Source organism: Serratia sp. UGAL515B_01 (genome assembly GCF_033095805.1).
Taxonomy (GTDB): domain Bacteria; phylum Pseudomonadota; class Gammaproteobacteria; order Enterobacterales; family Enterobacteriaceae; genus Chania.
The window spans coordinates 2,641,025-2,661,964 of the sequence record NZ_CP109901.1 but is presented as its reverse complement, the minus strand read 5'-3'; the positions used below and the strand labels follow the sequence as shown (position 1 = coordinate 2,661,964).

General features: G+C 48.9%; 18 protein-coding genes, 2 tRNA genes and 3 rRNA genes. 13 read left to right on the top strand and 10 right to left on the bottom strand.

All coding sequences use genetic code 11. The annotated features are described in order from the left end of the window. The first annotated feature begins 71 nt into the window (after positions 1–71). The 4 genes from OK023_RS11945 to OK023_RS11930 all read left to right on the top strand — a co-directional run bounded on the left by OK023_RS11945 (position 72) and on the right by OK023_RS11930 (position 4,406). Positions 72–2,216 carry a lysine decarboxylase LdcC gene (locus OK023_RS11945; protein ID WP_317692933.1) on the top strand — a complete coding sequence of 715 codons (2,145 nt, stop codon included), beginning with the start codon at positions 72–74 and terminating at the stop codon, positions 2,214–2,216. Positions 2,217–2,293: 77 nt separating this feature from the next. Further along, positions 2,294–2,683: a VOC family protein gene (locus tag OK023_RS11940; protein WP_317692932.1), complete on the top strand. Its 390-nt coding sequence runs from the start codon at positions 2,294–2,296 to the stop codon at positions 2,681–2,683. 76 nt (positions 2,684–2,759) lie between these two features. After that, positions 2,760–4,070: a tRNA lysidine(34) synthetase TilS gene (gene tilS, locus OK023_RS11935; protein WP_317692931.1), complete on the top strand. Its 1,311-nt coding sequence runs from the start codon at positions 2,760–2,762 to the stop codon at positions 4,068–4,070. Positions 4,071–4,091: 21 nt separating this feature from the next. Next, the gene (locus tag OK023_RS11930; RefSeq protein WP_317692930.1) at positions 4,092–4,406 is read left to right on the top strand and encodes a cytochrome c; all 315 of its coding nucleotides are present in this window, start codon (positions 4,092–4,094) and stop codon (positions 4,404–4,406) included. Positions 4,407–4,485: 79 nt separating this feature from the next. Here OK023_RS11930 and rof read toward each other — a convergent pair whose 3' ends face one another. After that, a complete protein-coding gene (rof, locus tag OK023_RS11925) occupies positions 4,486–4,749 on the bottom strand; it encodes a Rho-binding antiterminator (RefSeq protein ID WP_317692929.1) in 264 nt (87 codons plus the stop codon). Then, positions 4,736–4,936, bottom strand: coding sequence for a YaeP family protein (locus OK023_RS11920; protein WP_317692928.1), 201 nt, complete (start codon positions 4,934–4,936; stop codon positions 4,736–4,738). Before OK023_RS11920 ends, rof begins: the two co-directional genes overlap by 14 nt. Positions 4,937–5,146: 210 nt before the next feature. On the opposite strand from OK023_RS11920, the gene OK023_RS11915 reads away from it, so the two are divergent. From OK023_RS11915 to nlpE, 3 genes are read left to right on the top strand one after another with little or no spacing between them, the layout of a single operon-like run. Next, complete coding sequence (locus OK023_RS11915; RefSeq protein ID WP_317692927.1) at positions 5,147–5,695, top strand: YaeQ family protein; 549 nt, start codon at positions 5,147–5,149, stop codon at positions 5,693–5,695. A 3-nt stretch (positions 5,696–5,698) separates the two neighbouring features. Continuing rightward, positions 5,699–6,112 (top strand): alternative ribosome rescue aminoacyl-tRNA hydrolase ArfB, encoded by a 414-nt coding sequence (gene arfB, locus OK023_RS11910; RefSeq protein WP_317692926.1) that lies wholly within the window; start codon positions 5,699–5,701, stop codon positions 6,110–6,112. 42 nt (positions 6,113–6,154) lie between these two features. Further along, on the top strand, positions 6,155–6,841 hold the full coding sequence (nlpE, locus tag OK023_RS11905; protein ID WP_317692925.1) for an envelope stress response activation lipoprotein NlpE: 687 nt from the start codon (positions 6,155–6,157) through the stop codon (positions 6,839–6,841). 75 nt (positions 6,842–6,916) lie between these two features. Here the strand turns inward: nlpE and proS are convergent, their stop codons facing one another. The 6 genes from proS to metN form a co-directional block, all read right to left on the bottom strand. Then, positions 6,917–8,635, bottom strand: a complete 1,719-nt coding sequence (proS, locus tag OK023_RS11900; RefSeq protein WP_317692924.1) for a proline--tRNA ligase — start codon at positions 8,633–8,635, stop codon at positions 6,917–6,919. 120 nt (positions 8,636–8,755) lie between these two features. Beyond that, complete coding sequence (gene tsaA, locus OK023_RS11895; RefSeq protein WP_317692923.1) at positions 8,756–9,463, bottom strand: tRNA (N6-threonylcarbamoyladenosine(37)-N6)-methyltransferase TrmO; 708 nt, start codon at positions 9,461–9,463, stop codon at positions 8,756–8,758. Continuing rightward, on the bottom strand, positions 9,460–9,864 hold the full coding sequence (rcsF, locus tag OK023_RS11890) for an Rcs stress response system protein RcsF (RefSeq protein WP_317692922.1): 405 nt from the start codon (positions 9,862–9,864) through the stop codon (positions 9,460–9,462). Before rcsF ends, tsaA begins: the two co-directional genes overlap by 4 nt. Before the next feature lie 115 nt (positions 9,865–9,979). Next, positions 9,980–10,795: a MetQ/NlpA family lipoprotein gene (locus OK023_RS11885; RefSeq protein ID WP_317692921.1), complete on the bottom strand. Its 816-nt coding sequence runs from the start codon at positions 10,793–10,795 to the stop codon at positions 9,980–9,982. A gap of 73 nt (positions 10,796–10,868) precedes the next feature. Further along, positions 10,869–11,522, bottom strand: coding sequence for a methionine ABC transporter permease MetI (locus OK023_RS11880; protein WP_317692920.1), 654 nt, complete (start codon positions 11,520–11,522; stop codon positions 10,869–10,871). Then, entirely contained in the window at positions 11,515–12,546 is a 1,032-nt protein-coding gene (metN, locus tag OK023_RS11875; RefSeq protein WP_317692919.1) for a methionine ABC transporter ATP-binding protein MetN, read from the bottom strand. The genes OK023_RS11880 and metN overlap by 8 nt, the downstream gene beginning before the upstream one ends. A 186-nt stretch (positions 12,547–12,732) precedes the next feature. On the opposite strand from metN, the gene gmhB reads away from it, so the two are divergent. The 6 genes from gmhB to rrf all read left to right on the top strand — a co-directional run bounded on the left by gmhB (position 12,733) and on the right by rrf (position 18,962). Continuing rightward, positions 12,733–13,296 carry a D-glycero-beta-D-manno-heptose 1,7-bisphosphate 7-phosphatase gene (gene gmhB / locus OK023_RS11870; protein ID WP_317692918.1) on the top strand — a complete coding sequence of 188 codons (564 nt, stop codon included), beginning with the start codon at positions 12,733–12,735 and terminating at the stop codon, positions 13,294–13,296. A gap of 401 nt (positions 13,297–13,697) precedes the next feature. Then, a 16S ribosomal RNA gene (locus OK023_RS11865) occupies positions 13,698–15,239 on the top strand. Positions 15,240–15,312: 73 nt separating this feature from the next. Beyond that, positions 15,313–15,389, top strand: a tRNA-Ile gene (locus tag OK023_RS11860). A gap of 149 nt (positions 15,390–15,538) precedes the next feature. Continuing rightward, positions 15,539–15,614, top strand: a tRNA-Ala gene (locus tag OK023_RS11855). A 204-nt stretch (positions 15,615–15,818) separates the two neighbouring features. After that, positions 15,819–18,728: ribosomal RNA gene (locus tag OK023_RS11850) — 23S ribosomal RNA — on the top strand. Positions 18,729–18,846: 118 nt separating this feature from the next. Beyond that, positions 18,847–18,962, top strand: a 5S ribosomal RNA gene (gene rrf / locus OK023_RS11845). Together the 16S, 23S and 5S rRNA genes with 2 tRNA genes alongside form the textbook arrangement of a ribosomal RNA operon. Before the next feature lie 94 nt (positions 18,963–19,056). Here rrf and OK023_RS11840 read toward each other — a convergent pair. After that, a complete protein-coding gene (locus OK023_RS11840) occupies positions 19,057–19,389 on the bottom strand; it encodes a YfiM family lipoprotein (RefSeq protein WP_317692917.1) in 333 nt (110 codons plus the stop codon). A gap of 73 nt (positions 19,390–19,462) precedes the next feature. Further along, positions 19,463–20,818 carry a CDP-diacylglycerol--serine O-phosphatidyltransferase gene (gene pssA, locus OK023_RS11835; protein ID WP_317692916.1) on the bottom strand — a complete coding sequence of 452 codons (1,356 nt, stop codon included), beginning with the start codon at positions 20,816–20,818 and terminating at the stop codon, positions 19,463–19,465. Positions 20,819–20,940: the final 122 nt, after the last annotated feature.

Sequence of the window (20,940 nt, the reverse complement as noted above, 5' to 3'; positions counted from 1 at the left end):
ATTTTTTGTTTCTGCAATCTTTATCCGTGACTTTTCTCTTTATATAAGAGTTCACTGACAGGAATAGCCCAATGAATATTATTGCGATCATGAGCACGACAGGTGTTTATTATAAAGACGAACCTATCCGCGAACTCCACGACGCACTAGCCTCAATGGGCTTTCAACTGGTATATCCGAAAAACAGTGGTGATCTGCTGAAGCTGATTGAGCACAATGCGCGTATCTGTGGGGTAATTTTCGACTGGGATGATTACAGTCTTGAATTATGCAGCGAAATTAACGATCTCAATGAGTATCTCCCTTTATATGCGTTCATCAATACGCATTCCACATTTGATGTAAATCTGCATGAAATGCGAATGGTGTTGTATTTCTTTGAGTATGGTCTTAATGCTGCTGATGATATTGCCCAACGGATTAGGCAGTATACTGATGAATACATTGATACCATCACTCCTCCGCTGACCAAAGCATTGTTCACCTACGTGAAAGAGGGAAAATACACGTTTTGCACGCCAGGCCATATGGCTGGCACCGCGTTCCAGAAAAGCCCGGTGGGTTGTCTATTCTATGATTTCTTTGGTGCCAACACCTTAAAGGCAGATATCTCGATTTCGGTGACCGAATTAGGTTCACTGCTTGACCACACGGGGCCACATTTGGAAGCGGAAGAATACATTGCCCGCACGTTTAACGCAGAGCAGAGTTATTTGGTCACTAACGGGACTTCAACAGCCAATAAGATTGTCGGTATGTATTCATCCCCCGCAGGAAGTACGGTGCTGATAGATCGCAATTGCCATAAATCCCTGTGTCATCTGCTCATGATGTGTGACATTGTTCCGATCTATCTACGCCCGCTGCGTAATGCTTACGGTATTCTAGGGGGGATCCCTCAAAACGAATTTACCCGCGATAGCATTGCTAAACGCGTAGCGGAAACCGCTAATGCCAGTTGGCCGATTCATGCGGTGATCACCAATTCAACTTACGATGGTCTGTTATATAACACTGATTACATCAAACAGACGCTTGATGTCGCATCAATTCATTTTGATTCCGCCTGGGTGCCTTACACCAATTTTCATCCGATTTATGAGGGGAAAAGTGGCATGAGTGGCGATCGCATTGCGGGCAAAGTGATCTACGAAACGCAGTCGACACATAAATTGTTGGCAGCATTCTCACAGGCTTCGATGATCCACATAAAGGGTGATTACGATGAAAACACCTTCAATGAAGCCTATATGATGCATACCACCACCTCACCGCATTATGGCATTGTTGCTTCTATGGAAACGACAGCAGCGATGCTGCGTGGTAATTCCGGGCGGCGCATGATCCACCGCTCGGTAGAGCGTGCATTGCATTTTCGCCGTGAAATGCAGCGTTTGCGTGATGAAAGTGACAGCTGGTTTTTCGATATCTGGCAACCGGAGGTCATTGATGAGGCAACGTGTTGGCCTCTGGACCCAGATGATAACTGGCATGGTTTTGGCCATACCGATAGCAACCATATGTATCTAGACCCGATAAAGGTTACGATATTGACGCCGGGTATGAACGAGCTGGGAGAATTAGAGCGTTCAGGTATTCCCGCTGCATTGGTGGCTAAGTACCTGGATGAACGCGGGATCGTGGTGGAAAAAACCGGTCCATATAATCTGTTGTTCCTATTCAGTATAGGGATAGATAAGACGAAGGCGATGAGTCTGTTGCGTGGCCTCATTGATTTCAAACGCGCGTACGATCTCAATCTGCGGGTAAAAAATATGCTGCCGGATTTGTACGCTGAGGATCCGGATTTTTATCGTAATATGCGCATTCAGGACCTTGCTGCCGGGATCCATCAGTTGATCGCCCAGCACGATCTGCCGCGCTTGATGTTACGTGCGTTTGATGTATTGCCAGAAATGAAGCTTACCCCCTATGAAATGTTTCAACAGCAGGTACGCGGTAATGTTGAAACCTGCGAGATTGGTCAACTGATTGGTAAAGTTGCCGCAAATATGATCCTGCCTTATCCACCAGGAGTGCCGCTGGTGATGCCAGGTGAAATGATCACCGAAGAGAGCCGTGCCGTACTTGATTTTCTGTCGATGCTTTGTTCCATTGGTGAACGTTATCCTGGTTTCGAAACCGATATTCATGGTGCAAAACTGACTGAGGATGGACGTTATCTGGTAAAGGTGTTGAAAGTATCAGACGTTTGATGCTGTATCGAATAAAATTCAGGTATTGGGGTAGGGCAGCTCACTGTTTTTATCCGCAAAAATAACGGGGTCCACTTATGTTGGGATTACGGCAGATTCATCATATTGCGGTGATCGGGTCTGATTATGCCGCCAGTAAACATTTTTATTGCGATATTCTCGGGTTTACCCTGCTCGCAGAGTTTTACCGTGAAGAACGGGACTCGTGGAAAGCCGATTTGGCGTTGAATGGCCAATACACGATCGAGCTATTTTCGTTCCCTTCTCCGCCAGCCAGGAGCAGCAGTCCAGAAGCTTGTGGTTTACGCCATCTGGCGTTCAGCGTGGAGGATATTGAAGCATCAATTATGTATCTACAAAAGGCGGGTATCATGTGTGAACCGATAAGGGTCGACCCATATACCCAATCTCGCTTCACCTTTTTTAATGATCCTGACGGACTGCCGCTTGAGCTATACGAGGCCTAATTCCGGTGTTTACGGCCTGAGTTTTGGGCCGTTGATTTTAACATGCTGTTATGCAGACAGGTCTCTAAGCTAATAAATGAAAAGCAATCAACTTATTGCGCATGTTACCGAACAATTGGCGGGTGAAAACCAACTGCTGGTCGCGTTTAGCGGTGGATTGGATTCCAGCGTGCTGTTGCATTTGCTGATGCTTTTACGTCAGCAGCAGCCAGATATCACGTTACGCGCGGCACACGTTCACCATGGACTGAGCCGTTTTGCTGATGATTGGATGGTTCATTGCCAGCAGCAGTGTGCGCAGTGGCGGATACCGCTGGTGGTGCATCATGTCAAACTTGATGGGCACTCGGGGGGGATAGAAGCAGCGGCCAGGGCCGCCCGTTATGCCGCTTTTAATAAGACACTGGTTGCGGGAGAGGTTTTGCTGACAGCACAGCATCTCGATGACCAATGTGAAACTTTCCTCTTGGCACTGAAACGAGGCAGTGGCCCAGCGGGTTTGTCTGCGATGGCCGCACAAACCAGGTTGGCTAAACATTCTTTACTCCGTCCCTTGTTGGCGATCTCTCGTCAGCAATTGGAAGAGTACGCCATGCTGCATCAACTTCACTGGATCGAAGACGATAGCAATCAGGACTCCCGTTTTGATCGCAATTTTTTGCGTTTGAACATCCTACCTTTACTCAATCAACGTTGGCCGCATTTCGCGTTGGCAACGGCACGAAGTGCCAGCTTATGTGCCGAGCAAGAACAATTGCTTGATGAATTATTGGCAGAACAATTGGCCCAATTGCTGGATCATGAAAACACGTTGTCAATAAATGAGTTACAAGCTTGCTCAGTAGAAAAACGTTATGCGTTGTTGCGCCGCTGGATTGCGCTGTTTGATGTACCTCTGCCTGCGCGTGATGGTTTGCACCGGATTTGGCATGAAGTTGCCCTTAGCAGGGAAGATGCTGAACCGCAATTACAACTTGGTGATTATCAAGTTCGCCGTTTTCGGCAACGCCTATATTTGTTGCCATTGATGGAAGACCTTAGCGGCGTAGAGTTATCCTGGATGATCAGTGCTCCTTTGATATTACCTGATGGGCTAGGGACTTTACTTACAGATGAAGGTGACTTTTTGATACGGGCACCGCAGGCTAATGAACAAGTCAATGTTCGTTTTACTGCCAGTGGCAGAGTGCGTATTGTTGGCCGTGCAGGTTCAAGGCACATAAAGAAATTATGGCAGGAATTGGCGATCCCTCCCTGGCAGCGTGGGCGAATTCCACTAATCTACTATGGCGAGCGTTTGATCGCTGCCGTTGGTGTATTTGTGACTGAAGATGGGCGAGTGGCTGGCAGCGAACCTGGTTGGCAATTGGGCTGGAAAAAACAATAGCAGCTGTTGTGAGGAGTATTCATGAAATTTTCTGGTGTAATTCTAATGATGGCGGCATTGCTGAGTTTTTCCGCTTGGGCTGTTGGCGATCCGGCCGCAGGTAAAGACAAGTCGGCACGCTGTATGGCTTGTCATGGAGTCGATGGCAAAGTTTCTGTGCCGTTGTATCCTAATCTTGCTGGGCAGAATGCTGCGTATCTTGAGCACTCTTTGCAGGCTTATAAAAAGGGCGAACGTTCAGGAGGACAGGCTGAAGTGATGAAAGCTTTTGTGTCAGGACTATCCGATCAGGATATTGCCGACCTGGCTGCTTATTACGCCAGTCTAAAACCTTAAGCCAGGGCGGTTAATCCTGCATCTCAAATGACGAGGGCAGCTATTGAGCTGCCCTGTAAAGATGGGGTTACCGAGGTTATTAGTCGGAAAGACTCACAACGATGGTACCAATGTCCGGGTGGCTAAAACTGCCGATGTGGTCCAGCCGCACATCGCGTTGGTTACCATTCAGCTCGATTGTTAGGTATTCAACACGTTTTTTTTGCAGCAGATCGATGGCTTTTGCTTCAATCACTTCTCCGTCGCGTAATTCCAGCTTCAGGATCAGTTTATGCTGACAGGCGAGTTCCAGGTTGTCATAGTCATCGCAATTGATGGGTTGATATTCATCATTCATCAACATAGTCGCTCACCAATAAGTTAGCGGCGGCAAATGCCGCCTGTTCACTAACGGAGGACGGCAGCGTACTATTCGCTGCAACCTCGTCCAATGCCTTTAAAACACATGCCAGTGGGTCAGAGACGTAGCCTCGATTTCCACTGCCAATCTCGGCGTAAAAACGGCGTACTAACTCACAGTATTGCTGCACAATTTCCTCCCTTCGGGATCTTTGCCTTGCTGTCAAAATTGATAACCTGACAAAGATACTCGGGCTTAAATCCAATTGTAGTCGACTATATCACAGGTGTTATGGAGTTATTAGCTCCTCTTATTGGCTTTCATTGCTTACATCCCCCTAGTGCTGGCTGTAGACCAATCTTATCAAGTACACTGTTGCTTGCTAATAATGAGGTTACCCATGGCGCTGAAAGCAACAATTTACAAAGCCACGGTCAATATCGCTGATATGGACCGTCATTTCTACCACCAGGCAACGCTGACACTGGCTCAACATCCCTCAGAAACCGAACAGCGCATGATGCTTCGTTTGTTAGCGTGGATTTGCCATGCAGATGAACGTCTGGTGTTTACCAAGGGACTGAGCGCTGAAGATGAGCCGGAAATCTGGCAGCGTAACGATCATAATGGATTGGAAATGTGGATTGAGCTGGGTCTCCCAGATGAGAAAAGGATTAAAAAAGCGTGTAATCAATCGCCACGAGTTATGCTCTATACTTATGGTGAACGCGCTGGACATGTCTGGTGGCAGTCGATGCAAGGGAAGTTGGCAAACCACAAAAATTTAAGCATTCGCTTTCTCGGCGATGAACAATTATCCCGCTTAGCGGCGTTTGCCAGTCGTAATATGACATTGCAGGCAACGCTGCAGGAAGGGACTATCTGGCTTTCTGATGATAAGAATAGTCTGGAAATTCAATTCATCGAATGGCAACAGGCACAGGAATAGTCAGTGCTGGAATTATCAAAAAATGTAGCCATAGCGGACTATGAGATAGAATTGACGGCGATTCGCGCTCAAGGTGCTGGTGGGCAGCATGTAAACAAAACCTCTACAGCGATTCATTTGCGCTTTGACATCCGGGCATCTAGCCTGCCAGAGTATTATAAGGAAAGGCTGTTGGCGTTTAATCATCATCTGATGACCGGTGAAGGTGTGGTGATTATCAAAGCGCAAGAATATCGTAGTCAGGAATTGAATCGTGAAGCAGCGCTTGCCCGTCTGGTAGCGTTGATTAAACAGGCGATGGTGGTTGAAAAACCACGCAGGGCAACCAAGCCCAGCAAAGGGGCTAAATTACGCCGTCTTGAAGGTAAGGTACGTAAAGGCGTGACCAAAGCGCTGCGTGGTAAGGTTCGTCCTTAGGGCACTCTGTGAGTACAAATACAACACAGCAGGAGAATATGTGTGCAGAAAATTATAATCGCCCTGTTATTGGTGGCAGGTGGCCTTTCATTGCTGGGATGCAATAACCAATACCAGCCAAAAGAATTGTCTCTGCAGCCGATGCAGCAGAGTTATCAAGGCGTACTACCTTGTGCTGACTGTAGTGGCTTAGATACATCGTTGTTTCTGGATGAAGACGGAACATTCGTTCTGCAGGAAATATATCGCGATACCAAAGAAGGGGATAAAACTTTTGCCAGTTATGGCAAATGGGCGCGGACTGCCGATAAACTGGTGCTGACAAATGCCGACGGTGAAAAACGCTATTTCCGCCCGGTAGGTAAAGACCTACAAATGCTCGATCAGAACGGTTTACCGATTGAGTCAAAGCTCAATTATGTTTTGTCTGCGGTGAGTAAACCGTTACCAAAAACGCCTATGCCGCTGACAGGCCTCTATACCTACATGGCCGATGCGGCAGTCTTCCAGGACTGTGCCACCGGTAGAACTTTCCCTGTCGTGAACAATATCGCGTTGGAGAAAGGCTATTTGCAGGCTCGCGTTGCTCCTGGGGAACCGGTATTTTTGATGCTGAATGGTCATTTCAGTGTGCAACCGTCGATGGAGGAAGGGCTGATGCAAAAAGCGTTGGTGCCAGAGCCAGAAGGGAAAATTGTTTTTGATCGTAACAAGGATTGTGGTAAGTAATGTGATTGGATTAAAACGCGTTTTATCAAAAAAACACCCTGCTTGACAGGGTGTTTTTGATTGTTATTGATAATTTCAGCGTTTGATTTGTGCTAACAGGAAATTTACGATTTCGCTGGTTCTAATCATCTGCTTCTCACCAATACGGCGGTTTTTGTACTCGATTTCTTCACTGTCAAGGTTACGATCGCCGATGACAATGGAATGAGGAACGCCGATCAGCTCCATGTCTGCAAACATCACGCCTGGGCGTTCTTTACGGTCATCGAGGATAACGTCGATACCATGTGAACGCAGCGTGTCATATAACTCTTCAGCCAGCGCATGCACACGGAACGATTTGTGCATGTTCATTGGCAGAATGGCAACTTGGAATGGAGCAATAGCGTCTGGCCAGATAATGCCACGTTCGTCGTGGTTTTGCTCGATGGCTGCAGCAACGACGCGGGTAACACCAATGCCGTAGCAGCCCATGGTCAGCACTTGGTTGCGTCCATCCTCACCCTGAACCGTCGCTTTCATTGCTTCCGAGTACTTGGTACCCAGTTGGAAAATGTGTCCAACTTCGATGCCACGTTTGATCAGCAACGTCCCTTTACCATCCGGGCTGGCATCACCTGCAACCACGTTACGAATATCGGCAATTTGGGGCAGCGGCAGGTCGCGTTCCCAATTGATACCAAAGTAGTGTTTACCATCGACATTGGCACCCGCGCTGAAATCATTCATAGCGGCTACGCTACGATCTATGATCACAGGAATTGCCAGGTTTAGTGGGCCAAGAGAACCAGGACCTGCACCCACGATCGCACGGATCTCTTCATCAGCGGCGAAAGTCAATGGCGCAGCCACTTGTGGCAGCTTCTCAGCCTTGATTTCATTAAGTTCGTGGTCACCACGTACCAACAAAGCAACCAGCTTGTGGCCACTTTCTTCATGAGCGTGAACTATCAGAGTTTTCACCGTTTTCTCTACCGGCAACTGGAATTGTTCGACCAGCTCGGCGATAGTTTTGGCATTTGGCGTATCGACAATCCGCAGTTCTTCCGTAGCCGCGCCGCGAGATTGAGCAGGGGCCACCGCTTCCGCCAGCTCGATATTGGCGGCATAGTCTGAATCAGTAGAGAATACGATATCGTCTTCACCGCTGTCTGCCAGTACCTGGAACTCGTGTGAAGCACTGCCACCGATGGAGCCGGTATCGGCGAGCACTGGGCGGAAATCCAGCCCCATGCGATTGAAAATTTTACTGTAGGCATCGTACATTGCATCGTAGGTTGCCTGCAGAGACTCCTGGGATGTATGGAATGAATAAGCGTCTTTCATCAAGAATTCACGTGAGCGCATAACGCCAAAGCGTGGACGAACTTCGTCACGGAACTTGGTTTGGATTTGGAAGAAATTCAACGGTAATTGCTTGTAAGAACTGATTTCGTTACGGATTAGATCGGTGATCACTTCCTCATGCGTTGGGCCAAGCACAAAAGGACGTTCGCCACGATCGACAAAGCGCAGTAACTCTGGACCGTATTGTTCCCAGCGGCCACTTTCCTGCCACAAATCAGCAGGCTGGACTACCGGCATGGAAACCTCGATCGCATTAGCATTGTTCATTTCTTCGCGAACGATATTTTCAACCTTCTTTAGAACACGCAGGCCGGTTGGCAACCAGGTATAAAGGCCTGAGGCCAGCTTGCGGATCATCCCGGCGCGTAGCATCAACTGGTGGCTGATCACTTCGGCATCGGCAGGAGTCTCCTTTAGAGTGGAGAGCAGATATTGGCTAGTACGCATGGTGTTCGGTTCCGTTAGGACTGCAAATTTCTTCGTGCTACCAAGGGCGGCAGTCAAAGTTGATAAAAGTGGTTTAGTTTACCAGCGTGAGCCAGTTGTCAAAAGAGAGAGGGTGGAATTTTAACGGGTATCAAGCGATAACACCTCTGTCTGATCCCCAACGATACGCCAGCATACGTTGAACTCCAACAACCACACTGCGTATTGTCGGCTACTTTTTTCCTCTTTTTGATAGGCAGGACGTGGATCTTGGGCCAAAACCTGGGTCACAAAGCGGCGTAGATTCGGGTAACGACGCTGGTGTTGCTGTAGTTGTTGTTCCGCTTGTGTAGAAAAGAATACAGGCATATCCCCTGCCGGCGCGGTTTGTGCAAATCCAGCTCGCGCCTGTGGATGACTTTCGGCAAACGGCAGGTAGGGTTTGATATCAACTACCGGAGTACCGTCAACAAGATCGAGGCTACCTAATTCCAACACCACTTCACCTCCAAGAGTACGTATACCTTTTAGTTCGATCAGTGACATCCCGATAGGGTTAGGGCGAAAGGTCGAGCGTGTAGCAAAAACACCCATGCGCATATTGCCTCCCAGACGTGGGGGACGTACCGTCGGGCGCCAGCCTCCTTCCATGGTTTGATGGAAAATAAACATCACCCACAGATGGCTGAATTCATTAAGACCACGCACGGCTTCTGCCTGGTTGTAGGGCGGCAGTAGCACCAGTTCTCCGTTACCGTCTTCAACTAACCCCGGTTGGCGGGGAACGGCGAACTTTTCTTTATAGGGTGAGCGTATAGTGCCGATCTGGTTAAAGATAAATTCGCTCATTTATGCGAGACGTTAAGTGCAGAACCTTGGCAAATACCCTGTTGATAACAGCCAGCTAAACCCCTGATCATCTGACAATCATGCAGTAATACGGCATTGGCCTTCATCTGTGAAGCACGGACTTGCATCTGCCTGCGTGCGGTTGCCAGATTTGGTGGTGGATCCTGAATGCTCAGCTGGCAGACACTACCAGCAACTTCCCCTAAATCTCGGAATGGTTTACCCACTAATTCTTCTGCATTTCTGTATAGGGTTGCTGGTGCTTGACGTGCTGCCGGTTCAGCTTTTACCTGTGTTGCAGGTGCTTGGGTGCTGATGCTTTCTGTTGTGGGTGGAGCAGTATGCTGCGTAGAACATCCAGCCAGCGCAAGCACTAACATACAGAGAGGTAAAACACGCATTTAAATTCCCCTAGCTCATAGTAAAAGTGGCGCTATTGAAGCAATCTCTTGCATAAATAACAAGACGGGCATTAACGCCCGTCTTATTTTTATCAGGAAAAAAGCAGATTAATCTTTACCAGCCCTTGACTGCACCACCGTTGAAAATTTTGTTGGCTGCTTCGCTAACCTCATCAGATTGATAAGCCTGAACGAGTTTCTTGACGTTATCGGCATCTTTGTTGTCTTCACGGGCGACCATGATATTGACATAAGGTGATTCTTTATCTTCCACAAACAGGCCGTCCTTCGCTGGCGTTAAACCAATCTGGCTGGCGTAGGTGGTGTTGATGACGGCCAAGGCGATTTGTTGATCATCCAAAGAACGAGGTAATTGTGGGGCTTCTAGTTCGACCAATTTCAGATTTTTAGGATTTTCTGTCACATCTAACACGGTTGGTAGCAAGCCAACGCCGTCTTTCAACTTAATCAACCCATGTTTCTCTAACAGTAACAGCGAGCGACCCAGGTTAGTCGGGTCGTTAGGCAGGGCGATTTGTGAACCTTCCTGTAGTTCGTCCAAGGATTTAATCTTTTTAGAATAACCTGCGATAGGGTAAACAAAAGTGTTGCCGACTGAAACCAGCTTATAGCCACGATCTTTGATTTGTTGATCCAAATATGGTTTGTGCTGGAAAGCATTAACGTCGATATCACCTTTGCTCAAGGCTTCGTTTGGCAGAACATAGTCGTTGAACGTTACCAATTCAACATCCAAACCGTATTTCTCCTTAGCTACTTTCTGTGCAACTTCGGCGACTTGCTGTTCAGCGCCAACAATAACACCTACTTTGATGTGGTTCGGATCTTTTTCATCCTGACCGCAGCCAGCGAGAGCCAGAGTACCGATCAGTGCGCCGATTGCCGCAATGGATTTAAATTTTAACGACATATCTCTTCCTCTATTGGGCTTGCTTAGGTATTGCGCTTGCCGCAGGGCAAATTGAAGCGCGTTGCAGTAAAAATTATTTATGTGTAACGGCCTTAACAATACGGTCGCCGCAGAACTGAATAAGATAAACCAAAACGACCAGCAATATTAATACTGTATTCATAACGGTTGCGTTATAACCAATATAACCGTACTGATAACCAATCTGACCTAAGCCGCCGGCACCTACAGCGCCGCCCATCGCGGAATAACCTACTAGCGTAATCAATGTGATGGTGGCGGCGTTGACTAAACTAGGCAGCGCTTCCGGCAGCAATACTTTTTTGATGATTTGCATTGGCGTTGCTCCCATGGCGCGTGCTGCTTCAACTAACCCTGATGGGATTTCCAACAGCGCGTTTTCAACCATACGCGCAATAAACGGTGCAGCACCCACGGTTAACGGAACGATAGCTGCCTGCAAACCAATAGATGTTCCTACGATCATTCGAGTGAATGGGATCATCCATACCAGCAAAATAATAAACGGGATGGAGCGGAAAATGTTCACCAAGCCGGACAGTACCTTATATAAGGTATTATTAGCGATAATTTGCCCCGGACGAGTAACATATAACAATACGCCGACTGGCAGACCGAGTACAAAGCCGAAAAAGCCTGAGACAAAGGTCATCGTGACAGTTTCCCACACGCCACGCGCCATTAACCACATCATTGCCTCAGACATAACCTAAAACCTCTACTTTTACTTGATTTTCCTGAAGGAACTCGATTGTTGCTAGTGCATTTTCGGCGGAGCCATGCAGTTCGGCCAACATTACGCCGAATTTTACACCGCCAGCGTAGTCCATTTGCGCACTGATAATATTGTTATTGACATTAAAGCGCCGAGCAGCTTCGGATAACAGCGGGGCGTCAACAGATTGACCCGTGAATTCTAAGCGTAATAGCGGCTGAAGACCAAGCGTCTGGTCTGCAACCAGACGCTTGGCGTAATCATCAGGAATGTCCAAATGAAGAGTAGATTGAATAAATTGCTGTGCTAGTGGTGTTTTGGGATGTGAGAACACTTCGCTAACACTGTCTTTTTCAATCAGTTTGCCCTGGCTGATTACTGCAACCTGATCACAGATACGTTTAACCACGTCCATTTCATGTGTGATCAACAAGATGGTCAGCCCCAGACGGCGGTTAATGTCTTTTAGCAGCTCTAGAATAGAACGCGTCGTCGCCGGGTCTAATGCGCTGGTTGCTTCATCACAAAGTAGAACCTTGGGATTGCTGGCCAAGGCACGCGCGATAGCTACTCGCTGTTTCTGCCCACCAGAAAGGTTCGCTGGGTAAGCATCGTGCTTATCTGACAGCCCAACCAACTCTAGTAATTCGGCGACACGTTTTTTGATTTCTGCACGTGGTGTGTTATCCAACTCCAGCGGTAGGGCAACGTTGCCGAATACCGTGCGCGAAGACAGTAGGTTGAAGTGTTGGAAAATCATACCAATCTGACGGCGTGCGCGCGTCAGTTCGCTTTCAGACAAGGAAGTCAGTTCTTGCCCATCGACCAGAACGGTACCTGATGTTGGGCGCTCAAGCATATTGGCGCAACGGATAAGCGTACTTTTACCGGCACCAGAAGCACCGATAACGCCATAAATCTGCCCGGCAGGAACGTGAAGAGTCACATCAGAGAGTGCGCTGATAGTGCGAGTTCCCTGCTGGAATACCTTGGTGATGTTAGAAAGTTTAATCATATTCTTCTTATTTTTAGTGTTATTTCCGCGGCTGGATAAAAAGTAAACCTTGGCAAGGCCAAGGTCTTAATCAGATGTTAAGGTGTCTAGACGTCCAAGTCAACGTTAACGCAGTTCTTTGCCGTTCTCAGTCGCCGCTAAAACATGCGATACTGTGCAGGTTTTCAGGTCTTTAGGAGCATACCGGTGACAGAACGCGTTCCAGCAATATTCTTAGATCGTGACGGCACGATTAATATCGATCATGGGTACGTCCATGAAATAGATGACTTCCAGTTTATAGATGGTGTGATTGACGCATGTCGTGAACTGAAAAAAATGGGTTTTGTATTGGTGCTTGTCACCAACCAGTCCGGTATTGCTCGTGGCAAATTCAGCGAAGACCAATTTATGCGACTGACTGAATGGATGGATTGGTCATTAGCCGATAGAGATGTCGATCTCGACGGCATCTATTTTTGCCCACACCACCCTGACGCAGTAGTAGCTGAATACCGTCAAGTGTGTGATTGTCGCAAACCGCAGCCCGGTATGTTGTTACAGGCGCAAAAAGAATTGAATATCGATTTGGCGGCTTCTTATATGGTGGGTGACAAAATTGAAGATATGCAAGCCGCTATTGCAGCAGGTGTTGGGACCAAAGTATTGGTACGTACTGGCAAACCGGTGACGGAAGAAGGTGAGAAGGTGGCGGATTGGGTTCTAAATAGTCTGCAAGACTTGCCAGAAGCCATTAAAAAGCGGGTTTAGTAGACGTTATGCGCGAATAGTGAGCGGTTGGCAGGAAAATGAATATTATCTCTTGTTATTCTGAAAGCGCTCCCTATAATGCGCCTCCATCGACACGGAACAGGTGAATAAGTTCACAATTTTTCCGAAGTCAGCAGAAAAAACCTAAAAATAAGGTTGACTCTGTAAGAGGAAAGCGTATTATACGCCACCTCGAGTTAGCAAGCGAAAGCGCGTAACTCACTGCTCTTTAACAATTTATCAGACAATCTGTGTGGGCACTCACAAGACGATATCCAGCTGCTTAGGCAGCAAAAAAATATCAAGTCTTGAAGAGTGACCAAGCAGTAATTCATGCGAATGAATTATTACGAAAGTTAATTTTCGAGCATCGCTTCACGAGTTGAAGCAAATCAAGCTTTTAATTGAAGAGTTTGATCATGGCTCAGATTGAACGCTGGCGGCAGGCCTAACACATGCAAGTCGAGCGGTAGCACAGGGGAGCTTGCTCCCTGGGTGACGAGCGGCGGACGGGTGAGTAATGTCTGGGAAACTGCCCGATGGAGGGGGATAACTACTGGAAACGGTGGCTAATACCGCATAACGTCGCAAGACCAAAGTGGGGGACCTTCGGGCCTCACACCATCGGATGTGCCCAGATGGGATTAGCTAGTAGGTGGGGTAATGGCTCACCTAGGCGACGATCCCTAGCTGGTCTGAGAGGATGACCAGCCACACTGGAACTGAGACACGGTCCAGACTCCTACGGGAGGCAGCAGTGGGGAATATTGCACAATGGGCGCAAGCCTGATGCAGCCATGCCGCGTGTGTGAAGAAGGCCTTCGGGTTGTAAAGCACTTTCAGCGAGGAGGAAGGGTTCAGTGTTAATAGCACTGTTCATTGACGTTACTCGCAGAAGAAGCACCGGCTAACTCCGTGCCAGCAGCCGCGGTAATACGGAGGGTGCAAGCGTTAATCGGAATTACTGGGCGTAAAGCGCACGCAGGCGGTTTGTTAAGTCAGATGTGAAATCCCCGAGCTTAACTTGGGAACTGCATTTGAAACTGGCAAGCTAGAGTCTTGTAGAGGGGGGTAGAATTCCAGGTGTAGCGGTGAAATGCGTAGAGATCTGGAGGAATACCGGTGGCGAAGGCGGCCCCCTGGACAAAGACTGACGCTCAGGTGCGAAAGCGTGGGGAGCAAACAGGATTAGATACCCTGGTAGTCCACGCTGTAAACGATGTCGATTTGGAGGTTGTGCCCTTGAGGCGTGGCTTCCGGAGCTAACGCGTTAAATCGACCGCCTGGGGAGTACGGCCGCAAGGTTAAAACTCAAATGAATTGACGGGGGCCCGCACAAGCGGTGGAGCATGTGGTTTAATTCGATGCAACGCGAAGAACCTTACCTACTCTTGACATCCACGGAATTTGCTAGAGATAGCTTAGTGCCTTCGGGAACCGTGAGACAGGTGCTGCATGGCTGTCGTCAGCTCGTGTTGTGAAATGTTGGGTTAAGTCCCGCAACGAGCGCAACCCTTATCCTTTGTTGCCAGCGATTCGGTCGGGAACTCAAAGGAGACTGCCGGTGATAAACCGGAGGAAGGTGGGGATGACGTCAAGTCATCATGGCCCTTACGAGTAGGGCTACACACGTGCTACAATGGCGTATACAAAGAGAAGCGACCTCGCGAGAGCAAGCGGACCTCATAAAGTACGTCGTAGTCCGGATTGGAGTCTGCAACTCGACTCCATGAAGTCGGAATCGCTAGTAATCGTAGATCAGAATGCTACGGTGAATACGTTCCCGGGCCTTGTACACACCGCCCGTCACACCATGGGAGTGGGTTGCAAAAGAAGTAGGTAGCTTAACCTTCGGGAGGGCGCTTACCACTTTGTGATTCATGACTGGGGTGAAGTCGTAACAAGGTAACCGTAGGGGAACCTGCGGTTGGATCACCTCCTTACCTAAAGATATTAGTTGAGTGCAGTGTCCACACAGATTGTCTGATGAAAAGTAACGAGCAGAAATACCTTTATAGGCTTGTAGCTCAGGTGGTTAGAGCGCACCCCTGATAAGGGTGAGGTCGGTGGTTCAAGTCCACTCAGGCCTACCAAATTTCTTCTCATGCTGCGTTATGTGCGCGGTCGTTTACGCCAGTAAACTTCCCTTCCACATGCCTTGCGTGAAAAGAAATTACATTCGCACTTCAAATCGAATGTAACTCTCCGAGTGGTACATAAAGGTCTCTGCGAGTGACTGTATGGGGCTATAGCTCAGCTGGGAGAGCGCCTGCCTTGCACGCAGGAGGTCAGCGGTTCGATCCCGCTTAGCTCCACCATACCGTCCTTGATAATACTTCAGAGTGTACTGGCAACAGTATGCTGCGAAGTATTTTGCTCTTTAACAATCTGGAACAAGCTGAAAATTGAAACCTGACAGCTGAAACTTATCTCTCCGTAGAAGTATTGAGATAAGGACTAACCTGTCAGAGAGTCTCTCAAATGTTTGCAGCACGAACGATGGAAACATCTTCGGGTTGTGAGGTTAAGTGACTAAGCGTACACGGTGGATGCCTAGGCAGTCAGAGGCGATGAAGGGCGTGCTAATCTGCGATAAGTGTCGGTAAGCTGATATGAAGCGTTACAACCGGCAATACCCGAATGGGGAAACCCAGTGCAATTCGTTGCACTATCCTGTCATGAATACATAGTGGCAGGAGGCGAACCGGGGGAACTGAAACATCTAAGTACCCCGAGGAAAAGAAATCAACCGAGATTCCCCCAGTAGCGGCGAGCGAACGGGGAACAGCCCAGAACCTGAATCAGGGTGTGTGTTAGTGGAAGCGTCTGGAAAGTCGCGCAGTAAAGGGTGATAGCCCCGTACACTAAAATGCACATTCTGTGAGTTCGATGAGTAGGGCGGGACACGTGACATCCTGTCTGAATATGGGGGGACCATCCTCCAAGGCTAAATACTCCTGACTGACCGATAGTGAACCAGTACCGTGAGGGAAAGGCGAAAAGAACCCCGGCGAGGGGAGTGAAATAGAACCTGAAACCGTGTACGTACAAGCAGTGGGAGCCTTCTTAATGGGGGTGACTGCGTACCTTTTGTATAATGGGTCAGCGACTTATATTTTGTAGCAAGGTTAACCGAATAGGGGAGCCGTAGGGAAACCGAGTCTTAACTGGGCGTCTAGTTGCAAGGTATAGACCCGAAACCCGGTGATCTAGCCATGGGCAGGTTGAAGGTTGGGTAACACTAACTGGAGGACCGAACCGACTAATGTTGAAAAATTAGCGGATGACTTGTGGCTGGGGGTGAAAGGCCAATCAAACCGGGAGATAGCTGGTTCTCCCCGAAAGCTATTTAGGTAGCGCCTCGTGAACTCATCTTCGGGGGTAGAGCACTGTTTCGGCTAGGGGGCCATCCCGGCTTACCAACCCGATGCAAACTCCGAATACCGAAGAATGTTATCACGGGAGACACACGGCGGGTGCTAACGTCCGTCGTGAAGAGGGAAACAACCCAGACCGCCAGCTAAGGTCCCAAAGTCATGGTTAAGTGGGAAACGATGTGGGAAGGCACAGACAGCCAGGATGTTGGCTTAGAAGCAGCCATCATTTAAAGAAAGCGTAATAGCTCACTGGTCGAGTCGGCCTGCGCGGAAGATGTAACGGGGCTAAACCATGCACCGAAGCTGCGGCAGCGACGCTTAGGCGTTGTTGGGTAGGGGAGCGTTCTGTAAGCCGTTGAAGGTGGACTGTGAGGTCTGCTGGAGGTATCAGAAGTGCGAATGCTGACATAAGTAACGATAAAGCGGGTGAAAAGCCCGCTCGCCGGAAGACCAAGGGTTCCTGTCCAACGTTAATCGGGGCAGGGTGAGTCGACCCCTAAGGCGAGGCTGAAAAGCGTAGTCGATGGGAAACAGGTTAATATTCCTGTACTCGGTGTTACTGCGAAGGGGGGACGAAGAAGGCTAGGCTAGCCGGGCGACGGTTGTCCCGGTTTAAGCGTGTAGGGGGTGTGACCTGGTAAATCCGGTTGCATATCAACCCTGAGGCGTGATGACGAGTCACTACGGTGGCGAAGTAGTTGATGCCCAGCTTCCAGGAAAAGCCTCTAAGCATCAGGTAACACAGAATCGTACCCCAAACCGACACAGGTGGTCAGGTAGAGAATACTCAGGCGCTTGAGAGAACTCGGGTGAAGGAACTAGGCAAAATGGTGCCGTAACTTCGGGAGAAGGCACGCTGGCACGTAGGTGAAGAGACTTGCTCTCGGAGCTGAAGCCAGTCGCAGATACCAGCTGGCTGCAACTGTTTAATAAAAACACAGCACTGTGCAAACACGAAAGTGGACGTATACGGTGTGACGCCTGCCCGGTGCTGGAAGGTTAATTGATGGGGTTAGCGGCAACGCGAAGCTCTTGATCGAAGCCCCAGTAAACGGCGGCCGTAACTATAACGGTCCTAAGGTAGCGAAATTCCTTGTCGGGTAAGTTCCGACCTGCACGAATGGCGTAATGATGGCCAGGCTGTCTCCACCCGAGACTCAGTGAAATTGAACTCGCTGTGAAGATGCAGTGTACCCGCGGCAAGACGGAAAGACCCCGTGAACCTTTACTATAGCTTGACACTGAACATTGAGCCTTGATGTGTAGGATAGGTGGGAGGCTTTGAAGTGTGGACGCCAGTCTGCATGGAGCCAACCTTGAAATACCACCCTTTAATGTTTGATGTTCTAACTCTGCCCCATAATCTGGGGTGAGGACAGTGTCTGGTGGGTAGTTTGACTGGGGCGGTCTCCTCCCAAAGAGTAACGGAGGAGCACGAAGGTTAGCTAATCACGGTCGGACATCGTGAGGTTAGTGCAAAGGCATAAGCTAGCTTGACTGCGAGAGTGACGGCTCGAGCAGGTACGAAAGTAGGTCTTAGTGATCCGGTGGTTCTGAATGGAAGGGCCATCGCTCAACGGATAAAAGGTACTCCGGGGATAACAGGCTGATACCGCCCAAGAGTTCATATCGACGGCGGTGTTTGGCACCTCGATGTCGGCTCATCACATCCTGGGGCTGAAGTAGGTCCCAAGGGTATGGCTGTTCGCCATTTAAAGTGGTACGCGAGCTGGGTTTAGAACGTCGTGAGACAGTTCGGTCCCTATCTGCCGTGGGCGTTGGAAGATTGAGAGGGGTTGCTCCTAGTACGAGAGGACCGGAGTGAACGCACCACTGGTGTTCGGGTTGTCATGCCAATGGCACTGCCCGGTAGCTAAGTGCGGAAAAGATAAGCGCTGAAAGCATCTAAGCGCGAAACTTGCCTCGAGATGAGTCTTCCCTGGGCCTTTAAGGTCCCTGAAGGAACGTTTAAGACTAAGACGTTGATAGGCTGGGTGTGTAAGTGCAGCGATGCATTGAGCTAACCAGTACTAATGATCCGTGAGGCTTAACCTTACAACACCGAAGGTGTTTTGGATTTGAGAGAAAAGAGTCGGTTTCAGCGAAAGTTCCGGATTGGTTCTGATGGCTGCACGTGAGAGAAGCGTGAGCGGTTGGGATGAAACAGAATTTGCCTGGCGGCAATAGCGCGGTGGTCCCACCTGACCCCATGCCGAACTCAGAAGTGAAACGCCGTAGCGCCGATGGTAGTGTGGGGTCTCCCCATGCGAGAGTAGGACACTGCCAGGCATCAAATAAAGTCAAAAGCCCCATGCGAAAGCATGGGGCTTTTTGCTTTATGAAAAATATAAATTCTGCTGGCTAGCGCATATTTATAAATCTCTTAGCGAGCGAGATGATAGATACTGTAACCCGTGGCAGCACCTGCAACATCCCAGGCAAAATCCTTCCAACTCCAGCCTGTACCCCCTTCGCGACTGTCATACAGTTCTTTAGCTGCCCCTAGACCAATCGAAAACAGCAGGCCAAAGCTGCGGCTACGAGCCTCGTTCCAGTTCTGATGATCGCCATAGGCGGTGCCAACTGCAGCAAGCGCTGCAGAAGCAACAAAGTGCTGGGCTTTGTCCTTACCCGTCCAACTGTCATTGGCCATATGTGCGCAGCCACTGGAGAAAAACAGAACCGGAACGAGGGGCAGTACATGGAGTGAGCGCATAATGAAAACACCTGTTATTACGTACGAAAAAGCCCGGCAAGTGCCGGGCTACGCTGGAAGTATTATAGCGATGCTACAAAATACGGCTAATTAATCGGTCAATACGGATACGGAGTAGGCGGCGGATCAGCTTGCGGACTTTAACCGGATATTGCTGAATACTTTGTAGTTCGAGATAGTTACCGACCACGGTAGTATGCGTGCGGATCGTCTCAAGCTCTTTGTGGCGCTGCTCTCGCAACTCCTGCTTAGGGTCATGGATCAGAACAGCGTTCTCGAGATCCAGACGCCAGGCACGGGGATTAAGGTTGTTACCGGTGATCAACTGCCATTCGTCGTCTACCCACATCCCCTTCAGGTGATAGCTATTATCGCCATCTTTCCACAGACGCACAATCAATTGACCTGTATCCACATAACGCTGCAAACGGCTTAAAAAGCGACGCAGGTTGATCTCATAAAGATAAGGTAATGCACCGATAATTTTGAATGGCTCATCTTCAGGAATATAAAAATCATTGGCTGTCTTATCACCCACGATGATTTCTACCTGCTTCCCTTGGCGCAACAGATAAATAATATTACGCACCAGTAAGGCTGGCAGATTGAAATAAGGCGTACATAGCGTCAGTTTTTGATCTGCGCTAGCCATCAGATGATGAATGGTTTTGTTCAGTATGCTCCGCTTGCCCAGCCCAACTAGAGGGGTTACCGCCAACTCATCGTTACCCGCACTACCATGGAATTGGTACCCTGCATGGCGTAGACCCAAACGGAACATACGGGTTTCGCTTTTGATTTCTGGGCTTTTGGGCCTGTCATTACGATCGAGGCGTTGCACTGCACCGGCAGTTAAAAGATGTTGTTTGATGTAATCGCACAAGGTTACAGCCAGTACAGCGTTCGTGATTAACTGGTAGCGGTCATAGCGGTATTTATCGTGCCGGTGCAGATAAACATCATTAATACTGGCACCACTGTAGATAACGGTATCGTCAATAACGAAGCCCTTTAAATGCAAAACGCCCAAGGCTTCACGCGTATTGACTGGAACCCCGTAAACTGGCACGGAAAGATGTGGGTGCTGTGCCGCCATTTCACAATACCAGTCCGCATTGGTATTGGCAGTGGCGGCACCGATGCGCCCGCGTTGAGCACGATGCCAGTCAACCAATACATAGATCTCTAACTCTGGGCGACGCTGCTTTGCTTGGTATAGTGCGTTGAGTATATCCCTACCCGCATCATCATGCTCTAAATAGAGTGCAACCAGATAAATACGTGTTGTGGCGTTAGCAATCGAGTCCAGCAGTGTGGTACAGAACTCGGAGGGCGCATATAGGGTGCGGATATCAGCACCCGTCTGTTGGAGTTTGGGCAGTTGTGCAAGGTGTTGTTGATGTTTGCTACGTTTAAAATTTGACAACATCACAGTGCGCTTCTTCTCTCATATTAGAATGGCTGGAACGCCACTTACAATAAAAATTCTTCGAATAAGCTGGTGATAATACCACTAGTTGTAAAGATTGTGCGTATGTTTTGATGTTAAGT